This is a genomic window from Streptomyces sp. NRRL F-525, from assembly GCF_000716605.1.
GTDB lineage: Bacteria > Actinomycetota > Actinomycetes > Streptomycetales > Streptomycetaceae > Streptomyces.
The window spans coordinates 141,128-159,607 of the sequence record NZ_JNXE01000009.1 but is presented as its reverse complement, the minus strand read 5'-3'; the positions used below and the strand labels follow the sequence as shown (position 1 = coordinate 159,607).

Below are 18,480 nucleotides of genomic sequence, written 5' to 3'. Positions count from 1 at the left end.
CCAACGCGTCGCACCCTCGAACGGTTGAGCGAAACCCGGCAATGGCTGGGTAAAATCCTCATGCGCCGGAATGAGAATCCGGCCCCCCGATGTTGGCCTCCTTGGAGGGAACCCCACACCCTCCCTCAGGCATGCCCGCAGCGAGGAGGAACGCCACGTGAGCCAGTACGGCAGCAGGCTCGGCCGGCGTTCTGCGGCCTCGTCCGCGCGGCTGCGGCTGCACCGCAAGCCCCGCCGGGTCGCCATGCTCTCCGTGCACACGTCACCGCTGCACCAGCCCGGCACGGGCGACGCCGGGGGCATGAACGTCTACATCGTGGAGCTCGCGCAGCGCCTCGCCGCGATCAACATCGAGGTGGAGATCTTCACGCGGGCCACCACGGCCGCCCTCCCCCCGACCGTCGAGCTGGCACCCGGCGTGCTCGTCCGGCACGTCGACGCGGGCCCGTACGAGGGCCTCGCCAAGGAGGAACTCCCCGCCCAGCTCTGCGCGTTCACGCACGGAGTGATGCAGGCGTGGGCCGGTCACCGCCCCGGGTACTACGACCTCGTCCACTCGCACTACTGGCTCTCCGGCCACGTCGGCTGGCTCGCCGCCCAGCGCTGGGGCGTCCCCCTCGTGCACGCCATGCACACCATGGCCAAGGTCAAGAACGCCAGCCTGGCCGACGGCGACACCCCCGAACCGGCCGCCCGCGTCATCGGCGAGACCCAGATCGTCGCCGCCGCCGACCGCCTCATCGCCAACACGGCGGAGGAGGCCGACGAACTCGTACGGCACTACGCGGCCGACCCCGCCAAGGTCGCCGTGGTCCACCCCGGCGTGAACCTCGAACGCTTCCGCCCGGCGGACGGCCGCGCCGCCGCCCGCGCCCGACTCGGCCTGCCCCAGGACGCGCTCATCCCGCTCTTCGCGGGCCGCATCCAGCCCCTGAAGGCGCCGGACGTGCTGCTTCGCGCGGTGGCGGTGCTGCTGGACGAGCGGCCCGAGCTGCGCTCGAACATCGTCGTGCCCGTCGTCGGCGGCCCCAGCGGCAGCGGCCTCGCCAAGCCGGAGGGCCTGCAGAAACTGGCCGCGCGGCTCGGCATCGCGGACGTCGTACGGTTCCGGCCGCCGGTCGGGCAGGAGCAGCTCGCGGACTGGTTCCGGGCCGCGTCCGTGCTGGTCATGCCGTCGTACAGCGAGTCGTTCGGGCTGGTCGCCATAGAGGCGCAGGCGGCCGGTACGCCGGTGCTCGCGGCCTCGGTCGGCGGCCTCCCGGTAGCCGTGCGCGACGGCGAGACCGGCTTCCTGGTCCAGGGCCACGACCCCGCCGCCTACGCGCGCGTGCTGCGCGATCTCGCCGACGACCCGCACCGCGCGACCCGCATGGGCGAGGCCGCCGCCCGGCACGCGCAGTGCTTCGGCTGGGACACCGCGGCCGCCGCCACGGCGGACGTCTACACGGCGGCGGCGCAGGCCCACCGCCGTCACGTACGCTCGCACCATGGGTGAGGCAGCAGCGGACCAGGAGCGGGCGGCGCAGGTCATCGAGGGTTTCCTCAAGGGCGCCGAACTCGCCTGGGAGCGCCCGGAGTCCGGCGCGTTCGTCGTCCAACTCCCCGGCACCCGCAAGCTGTCGACGACCCTCTCCCTCCTCGTCGGCCGTCACTCCCTCTCGCTCAACGCCTTCGTCATCCGCCACCCCGACGAGAACGAGACCGGCGTCCACCGCTGGCTCCTGGAGCGCAACCTCAAGCTGTACGGCGTGAGTTACGCCGTCGATCAGCTCGGCGACGTGTACGTCACCGGCCGGCTGCCGCTGGCCGCCGTCACCGAGGCCGAGATCGACCGCCTCCTCGGCCAGGTCCTGGAAGCCGCCGACGGCAGCTTCAACACCCTCCTGGAACTGGGCTTCGCCTCCGCGATCCGCAAGGAGTACGCGTGGCGGGTGTCGCGGGGCGAGTCGACGCGGAATCTGGACGCGTTCACGAATCTGACCCAGCGCCCGACCAACTGATCTCGTACTGACCCCTTTCGCTGCGCGAGGGCGTCGTGGCATGCTCACCGCCAGCACATTTCTGAACGTCGTTCACATCCATGAAGAGCCGCGTGGGAGGACGTACGTACATGAGCCGCACCCGTCTCACCAGACGAACCTTGCTCGGAAGCACGCTGGCCTTGGCGGTCCCCCTGCCGAAACGGGGGTCGAGCGGCCAAGTCCCCTCCCTCTGGCGGGAGTTCACCCGCACCCCCTTCACCCACCCGCAGATCCCGTACATCGGGAAGGCGGGCGCGCAGCGGCACCCCCGGCACCCGCGCGTGCTGGACGTCCGCGCGTACGGCGCCAGGGCGGACGGTATGACCGACTCCGCCCCCGCGATCAACCGTGCCATCGCTGCTGCCGGCCGGGCCGGCGGTGGCACGGTGCTCATCCCGCCCGGCACCTTCCGCGTCGACGACGTGATCCGCGTAGGCCACTCGAACGTGGTGGTCAGGGGTGCCGGCAGCGACCGTACGAAGCTCTACGCGACGAAGAACCTGACGGAACTGATCGGCGTCTACGGCTCCCGTTACGGCGGCGACAAGTCGTCCTGGTCCTGGGCGGGCGGCCTCATCTGGCTTGCCCCGACGGCCCGTTGGGACTCCCTGGTCGCCGCGATCAGGGCGAAGGCATGGCCCTTCGAGGGCTGGACCGGCAACAGGCGTGACGAATGGCGGCAGTTGACGACCGTCGAACCGGCCCGGCAGGGCGCGTGGACGGTGATGGTGGCGGACGCCTCCCAACTGCGGCCCGGCGAACTGGTGTTGCTCCGCCTCGCCGACGACCCCGCCCACACCCTCCTGGAGCACATGGCGGGCGGCGGCCCCGGCCCCGAGGCGTACTACTGGGACGACAAGACCAAGCTCCTGTCGTACGTCCCCTACGAATGGCCCGTCCGTATCGCGCACGTCCACGGCCGCAAGGTGATGCTCGAACGCCCGCTGCCCCTCGACCTCCGCCCCGAGTGGAACCCTCAACTCACCACCCACGTCGAGGAGTTGACGGGGTCCGGTGTCGAAGGCCTCACCCTGGAGGCGGTGGAGACCCCGCAGCAACCCCACCTCCTCGACAAGGGCTACAACGGCGTCGTCCTCCAGTGCGCCTACGGCTGCTGGCTCGACGACGTGACCGTCCGGCACGTCGACAACGGCTTCGGCCTGGTGGCGGCCTCGGCGTGCACGCTGCGCGGTACGACGGTGGCCGGCCGGGGCTCCCACCACCCCTACTTCTGCCGCGAGGGCTCGCACGACAACCTCATCGAGGACTTCACCATCGAGCAGCGCACGGTCCCGGCCCCGGCCAACACCCAGCTCCACGGCATCAACGTCGAGGGCCTGTCGTCGTACAACGTCTGGTCGCGCGGCGACATGCGCATGGGCACCTTCGACAGCCACCGCGGGCTGCCCTTCGCCAACGTCCGCACCGACATCACGGTGAACAACGACGGCCGCCACGGCGGCGACGCGAACGCCGGTCCGCTCTTCGGCGCCCGCTTCACCCACTGGAACATCCGCGTCACCAACGGCCGCGCCGGCCTGATGAAGATCGACCAACTCGCCCCGTACAGCGCCACGGTGGGCCTCAACACGGTCACCGAGTTCGACCAGATCGACGTCCCCGACTTCACCGGCGATCTGCACGCTCGGCTGGAGCTCTACGGCACGACGGGCGTCGTAAGGCCGCGGAACCTGTACGAGGCGCAGCGGAAGCTGTGACTCAGGCCTGTCGCAGGACGTCGTAGCCGATGAAGTCGAACATGCGGGTGGCGGTGGGGAGTTGGCGGGGTTCGCCGGTGAAGCGGTGGGCGCCGACGGACTGGGGGATCGAGGGGTCCGAGACCCACAGGCGTTCGAAGCCGCGCTCCTCCAGCCAGGCGCAGACCTGGGGGACGAGGTCGGGGAGCATGTCGCGGCTGCGCGTCCACACCAGCGTGCCGCCCGTCCGGCACAGGGCGGTGCAGTGGTCGAGGACGCGTTCGACGTCGGCGTCGGAGATGTTGCCGAGGAGGCCGCAGACCAGGACCAGGTCGGCGGGGGCGAGTTCGGCGTACTGGTCGGTCAACGCGGCGTCTCCGGCAATGACTTCGACGCCGGGGAGGTCGGCAGCGCGGGCCGCTCGTCTCGCTGCGTCCACGTTCCGTTCGTCCAACTCGACCAGCCGGGCGCGGACTTCGGGGCCGCGGGGGTGGTCGGCCAGGACGCCGATCAGGTCGCGGCCCTGTCCCGCGCAGAGGCTGATCGCGGTGAGCGGGCCCGGCGGGGCGGTGTCGAGGGCGGCGCGGATCCGTTCCTGGATGAGGGCCAGGCGGCGACTCAGGTAGGAGTCGGGGGAGTCGTAGGCGTCGTGCCACTCGTGCCAGTCCATGCGCGGAATCTAGCCGGGGTGCTAGTGCCTGTCGCGTGAATAACGTCCCGGCGTGACCCCCACCAACTTCCGGAAATGCCGGGTGAGATGGGACTGGTCGTAGAACCCGGTCACCGTCGCCACCTCGCCCGGCGGGCGGCCGTCGAGGAGGAGTCGGCGGGCGCGGTCGACGCGGCGGGACATCAGGTACTGGTGCGGTGCGATGCCGTACGCCCCGCTGAACGCCCGTACCAGATGGGCGGGATGGGCGTGCACGAGCCGGGCGGCCTCGTCGAGGGTGATGCCTTCGGTGACGTGCTCGTCGAGGAGTTCGCGGAGGTCGCGGGCGAGGGTGGGGGCGAAGGGGGTGAGTGCGGTGGACGGCCGTAGGTGCGCGTGCAGTCGTTCGGCGATGAGCGTGAGTCGGCTCTCCGCCTCCAGTTCGTCGCCGGGGTGGTCGAGGGCGGTGTGCAACTGGCCCACGCGCAGCCGGAGTTCGGGATCGCGGAGGTCCGGCCGGTCGACGGCGGAGCCGATCAGGTCGTCCGCGAGGTGCGTGCCGTCGAGATAGAGGACGCGCTTGCGGAAGCCGTGCGGGGTGGCGGGGGAGCCGTTGTGCGGGACGTGCGGCGGCAGCAGGGACACGGTGTCGTGCGGGGTGCCGTGCTCGTGCCGGTCGAGGTCGTACCGTACGGCTCCGTCGTCCACGATCAGCAGCGTCCACGCGTCGTGCACGTGCATCGGGTACGCGTACTCGGTGAAGTGCGCGTGGAAGACCTCGACGACACCGGGGATGCGGGGCCGCCACGCGGAGACTTCCTGTTCGGGGCGCTGCGGGGCCATGCAAAGAACGTACAAGACGGAGTCGTGGGGCGGTCGGCAGTCTCGACGTATGAGCACTGACACCACCGCCACGACTGCCATCACCGCCGAACCGGTCCGCTTCGACACCAAGATCGCCGTGCTGCTGCGGGAGGACCTGGAGCCCTGGCAGCGGCTGAATGTCACGTCGTTCCTGGTCAGCGGCCTGGGATCGCAGGTGCCCGAGGTGATCGGGGAGCCGTACGAGGACGCCGACGGGGTCGGCTACCTCCCGATGTTCCGGCAGCCGGTGATGGTCTTCGAGGCCACGAAGGAGGTCCTGGTGGCGGCGCACGGACGGGCGCTGTCCCGCGCCCTGCCGCGCGCCGTCTTCACGTCGGACCTCTTCACGACCGGCAACGACCGGGACAACCGGGCCGCGGTACGGGCCGTCGCCACGGCCGAGCTGGATGTGGTGGGGCTGGCCGTGTACGGGCCGCGGAACGGGGTGGACAAGGTGGTGAAGGGGGCGCGGATGCATCCGTGAGGTCGGCGAGGTGGGGGACCCTACTTCGCGAAAGCGTGACACTTCTGCGGAAAGTGACACACTTTCGCGCCCCACCCTCCCCCTCAGGCCGCGCTGGTCTCGGGTTCGGCCGCAGCCGGTGCTTCCACGGTCGCCGGTCCGCTCGTCGGCAGCCCCCGCATCAGCGCCCCGTACCCCACCGCCGCCCCCGTCCCCACGACCGCGCACAACCCCCACAGCCACTCCGCCCCGAACCGGTCGATGACGAAGCCCGACATCAGCGGGGCGACGAGCGCGGCGACCGCCCAGGACAGGGTGTACATGCCCTGGTAGCGGCCGCGGCCCTGGACCGGGGAGAGGCGGACGACCAGGCCCGTCTGGGTCGGGGCGTTGATCATCTCGCCGAGGGTCCACACGCACACCGTTAGGGCGAAGACGCCGACCGAACCGGCGAACGCGGTGAGCCCGAAGCCGTAGCCCGCGAGGATCGACGAGACCACCAACAGCCGCTTGGCGTCCCGGTGTTCGATGAGGCGGGTGACCGGGATCTGCAGGACGACGATGAGGAAACCGTTGACGGCGATCGCGGTGCCGTAGTCCGCGGGCGTGAACCCGGCCTCGCCCATCGCGACCGGCAGCCCGACCGAGCCCTGCTGGAAGACGAGCGCGACGAGGAAGGACAGCCCTACGACGCTCATGAACCGCCCGTCGCGCAGGACGGTCCCGAGGCCTACGGCGGGTTCCTTGCCGTCGGCACCGGTGGCCGCGACGGTGGGCCGGGACTCGGGCAGCCGTAGGAACACGACGACCGCGCAGACCGCAGTCATCCCCGCCTCCAGCAGGAACCCGGCGCGGTAGCTGACCTCGGCGATGAACCCGGCGGCCATCGAGGAGACGGCGAAACCGAGGTTGATGGCCCAGTAGTTGAGCGAGAACGCGCGGACCCGGTCCTCGGGGCGCACGATGTCGGCCATCATCGCCTGCACCGCCGGGCGGGACGCGTTGCTCGCCGCCCCGACGAGGCACGCCACGGCGGCGATGGCGACGGGGTCGTGCATGAAACCCAGCAGCGCCACGGACGCGGCGGTCGACGACTGCGCGATGAGGAGGGTGGGGCGGCGGCCGATCCGGTCGGTGAGCACGCCCGAGCCGATGGAGGAGGCGACGCCGCCGAGGCCGTAGAGGGAGGCGACGAGGCCGGCGTAGGTGGCGGAGTAGCCGCGGTCGAGGGTCAGGTACAGGGCCATGAACGTCGAGACGAACGCCCCGAGCCGGTTGACGAGGGTGCTGGTCCACAGCCACCAGAACTCGCGGGGCAGACCGGAGACGGTTTCCCGGGCGGCACGTCTCAGGGCGGCGAGTGACATGGATCGTTCCCCCACGGTCGGACAACTGTGTAAGTGGCTCATGCGCTGGGCACAACTTACGAACGGGACAACCCGGGGGACCACTCAATTAACAGAAGCCGTCAACTGTGGGGCTGGGAGGCGGGCGCCAGGCGGTGGCCCGAATGCGTGGATTACGCTCTGGGGCATGGCCGACGCACCGTACAAGCTGATCCTCCTCCGCCACGGCGAGAGCGAGTGGAACGCGAAGAACCTGTTCACCGGCTGGGTGGACGTCAACCTGAACGAGAAGGGCGAGAAGGAGGCGGTCCGCGGCGGTGAGCTGCTCAAGGACGCCGGCCTGCTCCCCGACGTGGTCCACACGTCCCTCCAGAAGCGCGCGATCCGTACGGCGCAGCTGTCGCTGGAGGCCGCGGACCGCCACTGGATCCCGGTCCACCGCAGCTGGCGCCTGAACGAGCGCCACTACGGCGCCCTCCAGGGCAAGGACAAGGCGCAGACCCTCGCGGAGTTCGGCGAGGAGCAGTTCATGCTGTGGCGCCGTTCCTACGACACCCCGCCGCCGCCCCTCGAGGACGGCACGGAGTTCTCCCAGTCGGACGACCCGCGCTACGCGACGATCCCGCCGGAGCTGCGCCCCCGCACGGAGTGCCTCAAGGACGTCGTCGTCCGCATGCTCCCGTACTGGTACGACGGCATCGTCCCCGACCTCCTCGCGGGCCGCACGGTCCTGGTCGCCGCCCACGGCAACTCCCTCCGCGCCCTGGTCAAGCACCTCGACGGCATCTCCGACGCCGACATCGCGGGCCTGAACATCCCGACGGGCATCCCGCTGGCATACGAGTTGGACGCGTCCTTCAAGCCGGTCAAGCCGGGGGGGACGTACCTCGACCCGGACGCGGCCGCGGCGGCGATCGAGGCGGTCAAGAACCAGGGCAAGAAGAAGTAACGCGACACCAGCAAGCCCCCGACCTGCGAGTTCTTCGCAGGTCGGGGGCTTTTTGGTAGGGCTGGGCCGTCCCTGGGCCGTCAGGTGCGGCGACGCCAGCGGCGGATGCGGATGTCGAGGACGATCAGTAGCGCCACGGGGACGGCGATCTCGGCTGGGGTGTCGGCCCAGAGGGCGAGTGCGCCGCCGGCCGTGCCGATGAGCGCGATGGGCACGTCGCGAGGACAGATGTCGACGGTGACACCTGTGCGTGGGAGCATGGATCTCCTCCTGATGGTCCGTTGCTAGATCGATGGAGACAGGGCCGTTCCCATGCCGGGGAACGGCCCTGAATTTTGCGTGAATCCTATTCAGGTGATTCGCCCTTCGGCAAATCTCCAGGTGAGGGCATTCAGGTATTGTGCGGGTGGTGCTTCTAACTCGACTCGCGAGCTCTCTTACGTGGACTCCGGGGCCCCAGCGTTCACCTAGTTGATCTTGGTTACATGTGCATGCGTGCACTTGAGTGTGCATGCGTGCACACCTGGCAAGTGATCGATGTATTGGGAGTGATTAAGCTTCCCTTCGCCTTGTAAGTCGCAAGGCAAGTCATTAAGAGACTCCCCTTGTTAAAGCGGACTACTAACGGTTGTATCTGATCTGGATGGCTAATGCCCTCCTCTAGTTACGTTCCTTGCCTTTATAGGAGTCGCTGCTTTATCTCTGTCTCTTGTCTGTGCTGAAGACTTGTGAGACAGCGTTTCGAGTGCGCTCCCGGCTGGACGGCATCAGGTGCGCGTACACCCGCAGCGTTAGCCCCGGGTCCGAGTGGCCCAGGTACTCGGCGAGGGCCTTGATGTTCTCTCCCGCGTCCAGCAGCACTGAGGCGTAGAAGTGCCGCAGCGCGTGCATGCCGTTCTCGCGCGACTCGACGTACGGCTTGCCCGGCTTCCGCTTGGGGATCACCCCGGCTGAGGCCAGCGCCCGCTTCCACACCTCCTCGTTGAGCGACGTTCGCCAGACGTGACCACCGCGCGGCCCGGTGAAGAGCAGCCGCTTGGTCACCGGAGGCCCGTCTGCCACCTTCCACGGCAACGTGATCTCGACCGGCGGGAACTGCTTCATGTGCGCCCGGAGTGCATCGGCGACCGGCCCGGGAAGCGGCACGTCCCGGAGCTTGCCGCCCTTGGGCGGGGCGAAGACGGCCTTGCTGCGGCTCAGTTTGAGCTGCTGGACCACGTGAAGCGTGTCCGAGGTGAAGTCGATCGCGTCGACAGCGACGCCGAGGATCTCGCCCTGACGAAGCCCGCAGCCGCCGCCCAGGTCGGCCATGGCCTGGAAGCGCTCGGGCATGCCGGCCCGGACGGCGAAGAGCCGTTCCGGCGTCCAGGGGACGATGCGCTTCGTGTCCACGGTCGGCGGCCGGACCGAGCGAGCCGCACACGGGTTGCGTGGAAGGTGCCCGTCATCCACGGCCGCGCTCAGAGCGGCACGAACGTTGGAGTAGATGGTCCGGGCGTACGAGCCTCGCACCCCGTTCTCCTGGAGCTTCTGTACCCAGTGACGGATATGGGCAGGCTGGAAGGAGCCCAGCGGACGCGATCCGAGGTACGGGAAGGCATGCAGCCGGAGTTGCGATTCCATCGAGGCCTGAGTGTTGGGGTCCGAGCCCTGCGTCGCCACCCAGGTTTCCGTGTACTGCTGGAAGGTGATCCGGGCCGCACGCGGGTCGATGTACTGGCCGCGCGCCATGTCCGCCTCGATGTGCGCGAGCCACTGTTCAGCCAGTCGCTTCTGTCTGCCGGCGAAGCTCTTGGACTTCTCCGTGCCGTCCGGACCGACGTAGCGGGCGCGGTATCGCATGCCTGAGCCGTAACGCTCGGTCTTGACCTTGCGCGTCTTACCGTCCGGGCCGAACTCGGTCTTGTACCAGCGGTCTTGGATGTGTCCGGCCATCAGGCAGCCACTCCCTTGCGCTGCGCTTCGACCCAGGTGCGCACGTCCTCAGGGTCGAAGCGCAGGTGCCGGCCGACTCGGAAGCCGCGCGGACCAGTGCGCTTCCGACGCCATTGGTAGACCGTCTCGACGCTGGGCAGCTCGAACATCTCCACCAGGTCCTCGGGCGTCAGATACCGCGCGGGCAGGGCACGCGGTTCGGTGGCCACGTCGGCCAGGGCGAGACGCCGGCTCAGCCACGGGTGGGTTCTCCTTCGGTGCCGGGGGCGGGTTCGAGGGATTCGGCGAGCCAGGCTTCGGTGGAGTAAGTGGCCGCAGAAGCCGAGCATGTGGGCCCAGGCGCGTAGGTGGAGGTGTTCGAGGTCCTTGCGGGCTGGTGCTTCCATCCCGACCACCGTCGACTCAGGCGGAGCCGAGCAGACGCGGCCCCTGGCGTCCAGGTCGTTCCTACAGTGGCGCGCTCCGCCTAGACGCCAGGAACCACGCCCGCTTCACGGTGTGTGGGGGCGACGGCGGACGGGATGGAAGCTGGGGCATGTGCGGGTGGCTACCAAGACTAGGGCGAAGTGCCGGCGGGAGGGTCCCCAGCGGGCGGATGGAGAGCCCTGTCGAAGCCTGCGACCGTCATAGCGAGAAGGAAGATCAAAAGAGTCCAGTACAGAACCCATGACCACCACTGGTCAACTTGATAGAGGAGCCACAGCAAAGGGGCGCCGATCAGATACAGGAAGGCGACCACGAGTAGGGCGCTCCATTCGCGCCTCCTGTCCAGCTCGGCCGCATCACCGACCTTGATCCGAGCGATCTGTCTCCGCAACAGTTGCTCAACATCGTGAGTCTCCTGTTGCCAGTCCGAGCCGCGCTCCCGTAGCTTGTCGACAAGATCAAAGTTTGCGGCGACCTGCGCCCGAAGGCGATCACCAGTACGCACCTGCATGATGCCGCTTACAAGCGGAGTAGCGACAGCCGCCGCGACGACGGAACCAGCAGTCAAGATTGGCACTAGGACGGCTGCCAAATTGCCCCCCTCCTCGTGTAACGCTGTCGAGCTGAGCGGATTCGTGGCGACTCGCCACGTGTGCCCGACACCCTGGACGCTCGCCTGAGGGCCGAGAGGCCCAGTGCTTGGGGGCCTACACCCGCTCCAAGGGCCACGGAGCGGCGGGGAAAAAACGCTACGGGGAACAGCGGGTAGTCACAGGGGCCAGACCAAGAGGGCGCAGGCCAGCCCATTGCCAGGTCAGACGGCTTCTGTATACGCGATCCTCCATACTGGCGACCCTGCGCGAATTTCAGGGCGGTCTGTCGCCCTCATGCAGCTCGGTAGGAGAAGCGGGAGGGGCTGTGGTCGGCGATATGTCGGGTGCATGATGATCCAATGACGTCTTGGCTGAGTACCCGGAGTACACGGTTGCTCGTTGCTCTTATGGGCGATCGCACTGACAGCCGCCCTGATCGGAACTACGTTCGACCGAGCCGTCCTTGAACATCATCCCCCTCTGAGGCCCTTCACCTCTTACCTCCCTATGACGCGATAGGCGGCACTTTCTTCGTCGCCGTAGCCAGTGCCGGGGGGTTGCGCCGCAGGCGACGGCAGTAGGACCGATGAGGTGGAGCCTGTTGCCGTACAGCGGCGAAGTTCAGCAACCGGTGCGACCGCAGCTGGCCATCACTGCACGTTCGCGTCTGGCTGCCCAGCCCAGTGAGGCTCAGCGACCGCCGCGCCCGTAGTTCGCATCCAGGAGCAGCTTTAGACGCAAGGGCTGCATGGGCGCCGTTCTCAACCGATGGACAGCGCCCTGCCTGCTTGACTCTGTCATTGAGGATTTGGCCGGACTACCCCTCATGTAACCCGCCGGTCCGGCAAACTACTCGTGTGCCATCACACCACTAACAAGCAGGAGAACCGATGTCGGACAGTCAGGAACGAGTCAAGATCAGCGTCCTCGAGTCCGACAACAACAAAAAGGGCGATCTATTCGGTCGGGCGATCCAGGACTTGTTTCACGCTCTCGGATATGAGGATTTCTCTTTGAACGTCCACAAGGCGGGAAGAGAAATCGACATTAGTGGAAAGCATAGAACCGAGCAGCGCACACTGATCGCAGAATGCAAGGCGACTAAAGGTGCCACAGGCGGGAGTGATGTCAATAAATTCGCCGGAGCGGTACAGGTTGAACGTTCCAGAAAAAGCGAACTGGAGCTGACTCCCTACTTTGTATCACTCGGAGGTTTTACAGCACCTGCGCGCGAACAGGAAGAGGATGCAGGGAAACGCCTCATCCTGATGGATGCCCCAAAGATTGTCGATGAGCTAGTTAGAGGTCGCGTAATTGTTAGCCGTGAGCAGGCCGCGATTGTCGCATCGACGTGCACGGACCTGCCGGAACGAGCAATGCTAGGACAGCGCTGCTCTCTTGTCATTCACGAAATCGGATGGGTTTGGGCCTTCTATTTTAAAACAGGAGGCCGGTACACGCTTTATACCCTGATTCACGCCGACGGATATGGACTGGATGATGGCCTGGTCGCCAACATCGTCGAGGCTGACGCAAACTCCGCGAGAAACTTCACCGGTCTAACGTATGTTGCGCCACGTGACGTTCCAGATTCATCGCCGAGACAGGATCAGGCAACAGTATCCTACTTTGCATACTTGGAGCGCGAATGTGGGGGAGTCACACTCGAGGGACTCCCTGCGGATCAAGAAGTTGGCGGCAAAAGAATCCGACTCGAATCCATATATGTGCCACTACATCTTTCGACTATCCCAAAGGGGGAAGCGGAGAAGAATAGCAATCCGTCATCGAGTAAGGCAAAAACATCCAGGATTACCGTAAGTGAGACGATTAAATCGCATAAGCATGTAGCAATCCTCGGCGCGCCCGGGGCGGGGAAAACTATGCTGCTCAAGCGATTGGCCGTGGCATACGCTGCAACAGAACGGCGCGATGAAGTGGGCGATGAGCTTCCAGAGACCGATTGGTTCCCGCTTTTTATTCGATGCCGACAACTGGGCGAACAGGTAAGAAAGCCGGTTACAGAGCTAATCCAAGATCTCCCTCGCTTTGCTGAGCTTCCCCATCTCAGGGAGGCTTTTTCCCGTCGTGTCTCAGACGCTCTAAAGCATGGGCAAGCACTCCTTTTGGTTGACGGCCTTGACGAGATCAGCGACCCTGGTGACCGAGCAGCATTCGCAGCACAACTACGAACCTTCATAGGGACTTATCCCGCTGTACGGGTAATTATCACATGCAGGGAAGCCGGTTTCAGGGCTGTTTCAGGGGCAATGTCCTCTGTCTGTTCCCTTTTCCGCATCGCAGATCTCTCGGTGGGAGATATCTTCACTCTTTGCCGGGCGTGGCAGCACGAAGTAGTCGGGGGAACGACGGAATCTGCTAACAAGATCGCTCAGTCGATTATTAGCCAGCCCAGAGTGCTTGACCTGGCTATCAACCCGCTCCTTCTGACCACCCTGCTTCTTGTGCAGAGATGGCTTGGTGAACTTCCGCCAAAGCGTAGTGTGCTGTATGACAAGGCGATCGAAGTGCTGCTGATGACCTGGAACACCGAAGGACATACGCCAATTGACCAAGACGAAGCGCTTCCTCAACTAGCGTACGCAGCCTTCTCCATGATGACTTCTAATCGGCAAAGCATCAGCGCCAAGGGGCTGAGAGACCTATTCGAAGAATCTCGTACCCAAATGCCGGAAGTTCTTGGGTATGCCCGGATGTCTGCCACGGAGCTGATCGAAAGGGTGGAGGACCGAAGTAGCCTGCTCGTGCAGAGCGGCCACATTATCGAGGATGGCCAACTACGCCCGTTGTACGAATTCAAGCACCTAACCTTCCAAGAGTACCTAGCAGCCCGCGCCTGCGTTGAGTCCTGGAACCCTCTGCGTGAAGAAAAGGACGATTACACTCAGATCCTCTTCCCCTATTTGGAGGATGAATCCTGGTCTGAGGTAATTCCGCTGGCCACCGTTCTTTCAGGCAGCCGCGGAGCCAAGCTGATGATTGACATGCTTATCGATTTTCTGGATTCCCCTGAAACGCGCGGCACAGTTGACTCCACTGACAGGGACGAAGAGGCAGAAACGCTGGTCGGTGAAACATTGCTGCAGTGCCTTGTTGATGAGGTGCAAATTTCTCCTCAGCAGGTGCGTAATGCGCTAGACTCCTTGATTCGTAACGTCAACCTGCATGAAATAAATGTAGTTGAGGGTATTATTCAGTCGAAGTTTGCAGCCGAGATTCCTGAGGTTATCTGGTCTGGGTACTTCGCGCACAATGAGCATGTTATGCAGTACGGGTCCGCAATTTCCAGCCTGGCCATTCTGACGGTGCTTAGCGGCGAGGGCTTCTCGCAAGAAGTAGTCTCCCTACTTCGATCCACTTCGCAGAAGGATGTGATCTCGGGTATTGCTTGTGTAATGATTCTCGCTTACTCGAACCAGCAACACGCTGACCGCCCTGAGGGACTGAACGCTGATGATCAGCCGGAGGTTGTTCCCGAAGAGAAGATGCCTTCAGCTGAAATGTTCGCTGAGTACAAGTCATTTGTGCTCGATGTACTGGAGAATAGCGGAGGCGACCCAAGTGTCGCAGCTATGTCTTTCTGGGCGCTTGCCTGGCTAGGCGAGCAAGTTCCGTGGACTGTCAGCGAGCTCCAGAAGGTACTGACTGCGTGCCTTTCGGTTTGGCGTAATAGCGAATATGAGGAGTTCAAGAGAACTGCCGCATGGTGCATCTGGCGGCTCCCCATTACCTTGCATAGGGAAGAAATCTCTGTGCCGCAAGACGGCGAGTTGAGAGAATTCTTGTCCGAGGAGGCCGCAAGATCCACAAAGCGCAACTTCGCAAAGGATTTTGCACGTGCGGCGCTGGTTATTTCATACTACGGAAACTGGGAATTTCCTTATGTTGAGAACACGCTATCTCTAGACGAGGGTGGGAAGTCATCGAAGCAGTGGTCCGAAAAACTGGAAAAGGCTGTTGACGCTGGCTTAAATCCATGATGGGTGGTATGACAAGAGCGCGTCCGTCAGTTTCCGTCTCATCGGACTCCTGCATGGCGACCCCGTGGAGGGCAGAACTCAAGCCCGGAGCAGCAAGAAGGCAGTTGGGGGGCGTTTCTGCGAGCAGCTTCAGAGCCGCCAAGCGACTTCTTTGTCTATGACGTGCACACCCGCTGAACGACGGCATCCATAGCCCATTTATCGAGCGAGACACCACACTGCGACCACAGAGTTATATGTCGTGCCAGAACCATGCCAGATACTGCGGGGAACTATGGGGAACAGCGGTCACCAACCCAGAGACACCCTCAGGTCATGGCGTCGCTCAGCAGCAGGTCGGCGGGACTGTTAACCCGTAGAACCCAAGATTCCCAAGCTGATGCTCTCGGCGCGGTCCTCGCCCTGGTGTCTCTGTCCTCACCGCTACGGGGAGATCGTTCAGGGTGGTGTTGTTCTGACGCGGCCCTGGGGAAGAACTCTGGCGCCCCATCAAAGGTCGGCTGAGGAGATAGGCCCGTGACAGAGCACGACCGAGCGCAGACATCAAAGCTGACAACCGGCTACGCCCAGAAGGCACTGAGTTCTCAGCGCCTTCTCGATGCCCCTCTACCTGAGCTTCTCGCAGAGTTGGACGTCATGTTGGATGAGTCTTCGATCACCGACCCAAGCTTCACGGGTGCCGCTGTCGTCACCCGAGACCGTGTGATCCTTTCGATGAGACCAGGCCAGCAGGACTCGGAGCGCGACGCGGTTGCGCGAGCACTGTTGGGTCACGTACTCGACGTGCCGTTGTCGCCGTTGCCTGAGCCGTACCGCATTAGCGAGGTCTGAAGCAGTCGGCCGTCTGGGCCGTCCCTGGGCCGTCCGAAGTCGCTCAACGTTGGCCAAGGACGACCACCAGGCGCACGAACCCACCGTCCCCGACCAGCAAAACCCAGCTCACCAAGATCCCCGACAACACCCAGGGCAAGAAGAAGTAGCCCCTCTTCTCCACAGAGTCACCCTTCCCGGCAAAGCCCCTCACCTGCGGATTCCCTCCGGTGGGGGGCTTTGTGCTGCGCGGGGGAGGGGACGGGAGGTGCCCCGGCGAAGCCCCCGGGACCCCCCGGAAGCGCATCGGAAGCGGATCGGTCCTGGTGGCGGAAGCGGAGGCGCTGGTGGCATGCAAGGGGTCAATCAGCCTTTTGTGCGGGTTTTCCCGCCGACCCCTTCCCACCGCCCACCTCGTCGGAGCGTCCCATGAACGACCTCGGACCACCACCACCGTCCACCCCCGCCGCACCCAGCCCCCCGGCGCCCTACCGGGCCGGCGGGCTGATACCGCCCGCCGGAGCCGCCCGGACCTGGGGGCTCACCGTGATCGGGGCGCCCCTGCTGGCCGTCCTGCTGCTGGGGCTGGTCGACGGTTCCTTCTCGAGCGGCGGCGGAGCGCAGGCCCAGCCCTGGACCCCGCCCACCGCGTCGTACGCGTACACCCAGTCCGCGACGCAGGACCCGTACAGCGCCTCCGACCCGGCCACCGAGCCCAGCACGACGACGACGGCTGAGGGAGCGAGCGGGTTCGGCGAACCGACGGACGGGACTGCGCCGACGGCCACCGCGTCGTCGGCCGCGGAGCCGGAAGCGGTCGTCACCGCCTACTTCGACGCGGTCAACAACCGTGACTACTCGACCGCTTGGGCCCTCGGCGGCAAGAACCTGGGCGACGCCGACTACGACGCGTTCGTGAAGGGCTACGCCGACACCCAGCGGGACGGCATCAGTCAGGTGTCCGTGCAGGGGACCTTCGTGCAGCTGGTCCTCAACGCCCTTCAGACGGACGGCAGTTCGCGCTCGTACAACGTCACCTACACCGTCGAGGACGGTGTGATCACCCATGGCACGGCAACCCCGATCGGCTGACATCCCCGCACGAGTGGAGCGCTGAACCATCGTGAGCACACAGGCACCGCACCGCTATCCGCCCGGCACTCCGCCCGGAGCGCCGCAGATCCCCCGCGTGTACGCGCGGACCAAGGCCACCCGCCTGCTGTCCGCGGGCACCTACCTCGATCCCGTCTACCGCCGGGCCGTCATCAGAGAGCTGCTCAAGAACCGCTTCAGAGTGGTCGCGCCCTCGTACGGCTACGACGCCGTCTCGGTCCTCGCCCACGCGCTCGCGGCCCGCCGACTGCGCCGTGTCCAATGGGGAGTTGTGGCCGGTTCGGCGGTCGCGCTCCTGCTGCTGGCGATCGGCCCGCTGAGCTTCTTCATCGCCGCCCAGCTCATGTTCTGGGTGCTGTGGGGCGCCGCCTACCTGCGCCGGGTCGTCACCCTGCACATCCTGATGACCCGCCTCAAGGAGACCGGCCCCGCCGGCGGCTTCGACGGCTCCTACCCCGTCGCAGGCAGACTCACCGACGCCCTGATCGGCAAGATAGACCGCGAACAGGCCGGCCAGACCGGCCTCGTCTTCTACGGCGGTTTCCGGCCCTTCGTCGGAGCCGGCGAGCCGCTGCGCGACTGGGCGAACGCCCAACTCCTGCTCGGCGCACCGAAGAACCGCCTCGCCGCCCGCAAGCAGTTCGAGGCCTCCGGGGGCGACCTCGACGAGGTGGAGCGCAAGCCCGTCCTGCCGTTCACCGTCCACGAGATCACCTCGTACGTCGCCGGGAGGATGGGCGCGGAACTGCGCGACGAGGCCCGCTGGGACGAACGGATCGAGGGGCTGACCGTCGAGCAGCGCCGCTACACGACGGCGATCCGCACCAACGACCGTACGGCGGGCACCGGTTGGTCCCAGCTGCCCGGCATGGACGATCTCCCGCCCATCCACTGGCGGGAGGACTACGACTCGGCCCGCGAGTACCTGTGCATCCGCGTCGGCTCCTGGAACGAGGAGCTGGTGACCTCGATCTTCGTCGGCTTCGACCTCAAGGGCGACACCCTGCACACCGAGTTCTACACCTACGTACTCGGGCCGCTGGTAAGGGAGTTCCACCTCGTCGACCGGCTGCCCGACGCGTTCGACGCACGGCTGGCGGTGCGGGTCGCGTGGGACATGGTCAAGGCCCTACCGCGCTGGTGCCTGGCGCTGGCGCTGTGGCCGCTGCGGCTGGTTCCCCGGCGCTTCCTGCCGGGCCGGGTACGACGGTTCGTACGGCCCGCGCGGGGCGGGTGGAGCACCGTCACGTTCACCGGAGGTAGCGCGGAGATCGACACCAGCGAGTTCCAACTCGCGCGCTACGCCAAGCAGTCGGTGGACTGCGGCGCGCTCACCAGCGTCCGGGAGATGGCCACCAGCGACACCTACCACCACTTCTTCCAGAAGACCGACGCCCTCAAGTACACCCAGATCGTCGAGCGCCGGCTGCTGCACACCATCCGCCAGTTCCTGAGCGACCACCACGTGGATCTCGCCGACCACGACCGCGCGCAGACCAACATCCTCGTCGGGGACAACTCCCAGGCGATCCTCGGCGGCCACAACGAGAACTTCGGGTACAACTACCAGCCGCCGGGCCCGAGTTCGCCCGACAACCAAGGAGTTTAGTAGT

General features: G+C 65.8%; 16 protein-coding genes and 1 pseudogene. 9 read left to right on the top strand and 8 right to left on the bottom strand.

All coding sequences use genetic code 11. From position 1 onward, the window contains the following. Positions 1-157 precede the first annotated feature (157 nt). The 3 genes from mshA (at position 158) to OO69_RS15935 (ending at position 3,739) form a co-directional block, all read left to right on the top strand. Positions 158-1,495, top strand: a complete 1,338-nt coding sequence (gene mshA, locus OO69_RS15945; protein WP_033281280.1) for a D-inositol-3-phosphate glycosyltransferase — start codon at positions 158-160, stop codon at positions 1,493-1,495. Beyond that, positions 1,488-2,000 carry a YbjN domain-containing protein gene (locus tag OO69_RS15940; protein ID WP_033281279.1) on the top strand — a complete coding sequence of 171 codons (513 nt, stop codon included), beginning with the start codon at positions 1,488-1,490 and terminating at the stop codon, positions 1,998-2,000. Before mshA ends, OO69_RS15940 begins: the two co-directional genes overlap by 8 nt. A 110-nt stretch (positions 2,001-2,110) precedes the next feature. Beyond that, positions 2,111-3,739: a glycosyl hydrolase family 28-related protein gene (locus OO69_RS15935; protein WP_033281278.1), complete on the top strand. Its 1,629-nt coding sequence runs from the start codon at positions 2,111-2,113 to the stop codon at positions 3,737-3,739. A gap of 1 nt (position 3,740) precedes the next feature. On the opposite strand, the gene OO69_RS15930 is transcribed toward OO69_RS15935, so the two are convergent. Further along, positions 3,741-4,388: a class I SAM-dependent methyltransferase gene (locus tag OO69_RS15930; RefSeq protein ID WP_033281277.1), complete on the bottom strand. Its 648-nt coding sequence runs from the start codon at positions 4,386-4,388 to the stop codon at positions 3,741-3,743. Positions 4,389-4,409: 21 nt separating this feature from the next. Then, complete coding sequence (locus tag OO69_RS15925; protein WP_033281276.1) at positions 4,410-5,210, bottom strand: helix-turn-helix transcriptional regulator; 801 nt, start codon at positions 5,208-5,210, stop codon at positions 4,410-4,412. Positions 5,211-5,259: 49 nt separating this feature from the next. On the opposite strand from OO69_RS15925, the gene OO69_RS15920 reads away from it, so the two are divergent. Beyond that, positions 5,260-5,715 carry a DUF2000 domain-containing protein gene (locus OO69_RS15920; RefSeq protein ID WP_033281275.1) on the top strand — a complete coding sequence of 152 codons (456 nt, stop codon included), beginning with the start codon at positions 5,260-5,262 and terminating at the stop codon, positions 5,713-5,715. 83 nt (positions 5,716-5,798) lie between these two features. On the opposite strand, the gene OO69_RS15915 is transcribed toward OO69_RS15920, so the two are convergent. Next, positions 5,799-7,061, bottom strand: coding sequence for an MDR family MFS transporter (locus OO69_RS15915; protein ID WP_033281274.1), 1,263 nt, complete (start codon positions 7,059-7,061; stop codon positions 5,799-5,801). 166 nt (positions 7,062-7,227) lie between these two features. On the opposite strand from OO69_RS15915, the gene OO69_RS15910 reads away from it, so the two are divergent. Continuing rightward, positions 7,228-7,989 carry a phosphoglyceromutase gene (locus OO69_RS15910; protein ID WP_033281273.1) on the top strand — a complete coding sequence of 254 codons (762 nt, stop codon included), beginning with the start codon at positions 7,228-7,230 and terminating at the stop codon, positions 7,987-7,989. Positions 7,990-8,069: 80 nt separating this feature from the next. Here the strand turns inward: OO69_RS15910 and OO69_RS15905 are convergent, their stop codons facing one another. The 5 genes and pseudogenes from OO69_RS15905 to OO69_RS15890 all read right to left on the bottom strand — a co-directional run bounded on the left by OO69_RS15905 (position 8,070) and on the right by OO69_RS15890 (position 10,918). Then, positions 8,070-8,249, bottom strand: coding sequence for a hypothetical protein (locus OO69_RS15905; protein WP_033281272.1), 180 nt, complete (start codon positions 8,247-8,249; stop codon positions 8,070-8,072). 436 nt (positions 8,250-8,685) lie between these two features. Further along, the gene (locus OO69_RS15900; protein WP_033281271.1) at positions 8,686-9,924 is read right to left on the bottom strand and encodes a tyrosine-type recombinase/integrase; all 1,239 of its coding nucleotides are present in this window, start codon (positions 9,922-9,924) and stop codon (positions 8,686-8,688) included. After that, the gene (locus OO69_RS15895) at positions 9,924-10,133 is read right to left on the bottom strand and encodes a helix-turn-helix domain-containing protein (protein ID WP_199810955.1); all 210 of its coding nucleotides are present in this window, start codon (positions 10,131-10,133) and stop codon (positions 9,924-9,926) included. The genes OO69_RS15900 and OO69_RS15895 overlap by 1 nt, the downstream gene beginning before the upstream one ends. 23 nt (positions 10,134-10,156) lie before the next feature. Beyond that, a pseudogene (locus tag OO69_RS52985) lies at positions 10,157-10,298 on the bottom strand (replication initiation protein); the annotation flags it as partial. Between the two features lie 182 nt (positions 10,299-10,480). Beyond that, positions 10,481-10,918: a hypothetical protein gene (locus OO69_RS15890; protein WP_158713396.1), complete on the bottom strand. Its 438-nt coding sequence runs from the start codon at positions 10,916-10,918 to the stop codon at positions 10,481-10,483. A gap of 915 nt (positions 10,919-11,833) precedes the next feature. Between OO69_RS15890 and OO69_RS50140 the strand changes: the two genes are divergently transcribed. The 4 genes from OO69_RS50140 to OO69_RS15875 all read left to right on the top strand — a co-directional run bounded on the left by OO69_RS50140 (position 11,834) and on the right by OO69_RS15875 (position 18,476). Then, the gene (locus OO69_RS50140; protein WP_078652453.1) at positions 11,834-14,944 is read left to right on the top strand and encodes an NACHT domain-containing protein; all 3,111 of its coding nucleotides are present in this window, start codon (positions 11,834-11,836) and stop codon (positions 14,942-14,944) included. 516 nt (positions 14,945-15,460) lie between these two features. Then, a complete protein-coding gene (locus tag OO69_RS15885; protein ID WP_033281269.1) occupies positions 15,461-15,775 on the top strand; it encodes a hypothetical protein in 315 nt (104 codons plus the stop codon). A gap of 408 nt (positions 15,776-16,183) precedes the next feature. Then, a complete protein-coding gene (locus OO69_RS49425; protein ID WP_051801045.1) occupies positions 16,184-16,846 on the top strand; it encodes a hypothetical protein in 663 nt (220 codons plus the stop codon). Between the two features lie 31 nt (positions 16,847-16,877). Then, complete coding sequence (locus OO69_RS15875; RefSeq protein WP_234444452.1) at positions 16,878-18,476, top strand: hypothetical protein; 1,599 nt, start codon at positions 16,878-16,880, stop codon at positions 18,474-18,476. Positions 18,477-18,480: the final 4 nt, after the last annotated feature.

What these genes read in the sequence shown, in the direction of transcription:
- OO69_RS15900 (WP_033281271.1), bottom strand. Translation starts at nt 9,924, where the DNA reads ATGGCCGGACACATCCAAGACCGCTGGTACAAGACCGAGTTCGGCCCG.
- OO69_RS15915 (WP_033281274.1), bottom strand. Translation starts at nt 7,061, where the DNA reads ATGTCACTCGCCGCCCTGAGACGTGCCGCCCGGGAAACCGTCTCCGGT.
- OO69_RS15925 (WP_033281276.1), bottom strand. Translation starts at nt 5,210, where the DNA reads ATGGCCCCGCAGCGCCCCGAACAGGAAGTCTCCGCGTGGCGGCCCCGC.
- OO69_RS15940 (WP_033281279.1), top strand. Translation starts at nt 1,488, where the DNA reads ATGGGTGAGGCAGCAGCGGACCAGGAGCGGGCGGCGCAGGTCATCGAG.
- OO69_RS15910 (WP_033281273.1), top strand. Translation starts at nt 7,228, where the DNA reads ATGGCCGACGCACCGTACAAGCTGATCCTCCTCCGCCACGGCGAGAGC.
- OO69_RS49425 (WP_051801045.1), top strand. Translation starts at nt 16,184, where the DNA reads ATGAACGACCTCGGACCACCACCACCGTCCACCCCCGCCGCACCCAGC.
- OO69_RS15930 (WP_033281277.1), bottom strand. Translation starts at nt 4,388, where the DNA reads ATGGACTGGCACGAGTGGCACGACGCCTACGACTCCCCCGACTCCTAC.
- OO69_RS15905 (WP_033281272.1), bottom strand. Translation starts at nt 8,249, where the DNA reads ATGCTCCCACGCACAGGTGTCACCGTCGACATCTGTCCTCGCGACGTG.
- OO69_RS15935 (WP_033281278.1), top strand. Translation starts at nt 2,111, where the DNA reads ATGAGCCGCACCCGTCTCACCAGACGAACCTTGCTCGGAAGCACGCTG.
- OO69_RS50140 (WP_078652453.1), top strand. Translation starts at nt 11,834, where the DNA reads ATGTCGGACAGTCAGGAACGAGTCAAGATCAGCGTCCTCGAGTCCGAC.
- OO69_RS15920 (WP_033281275.1), top strand. Translation starts at nt 5,260, where the DNA reads ATGAGCACTGACACCACCGCCACGACTGCCATCACCGCCGAACCGGTC.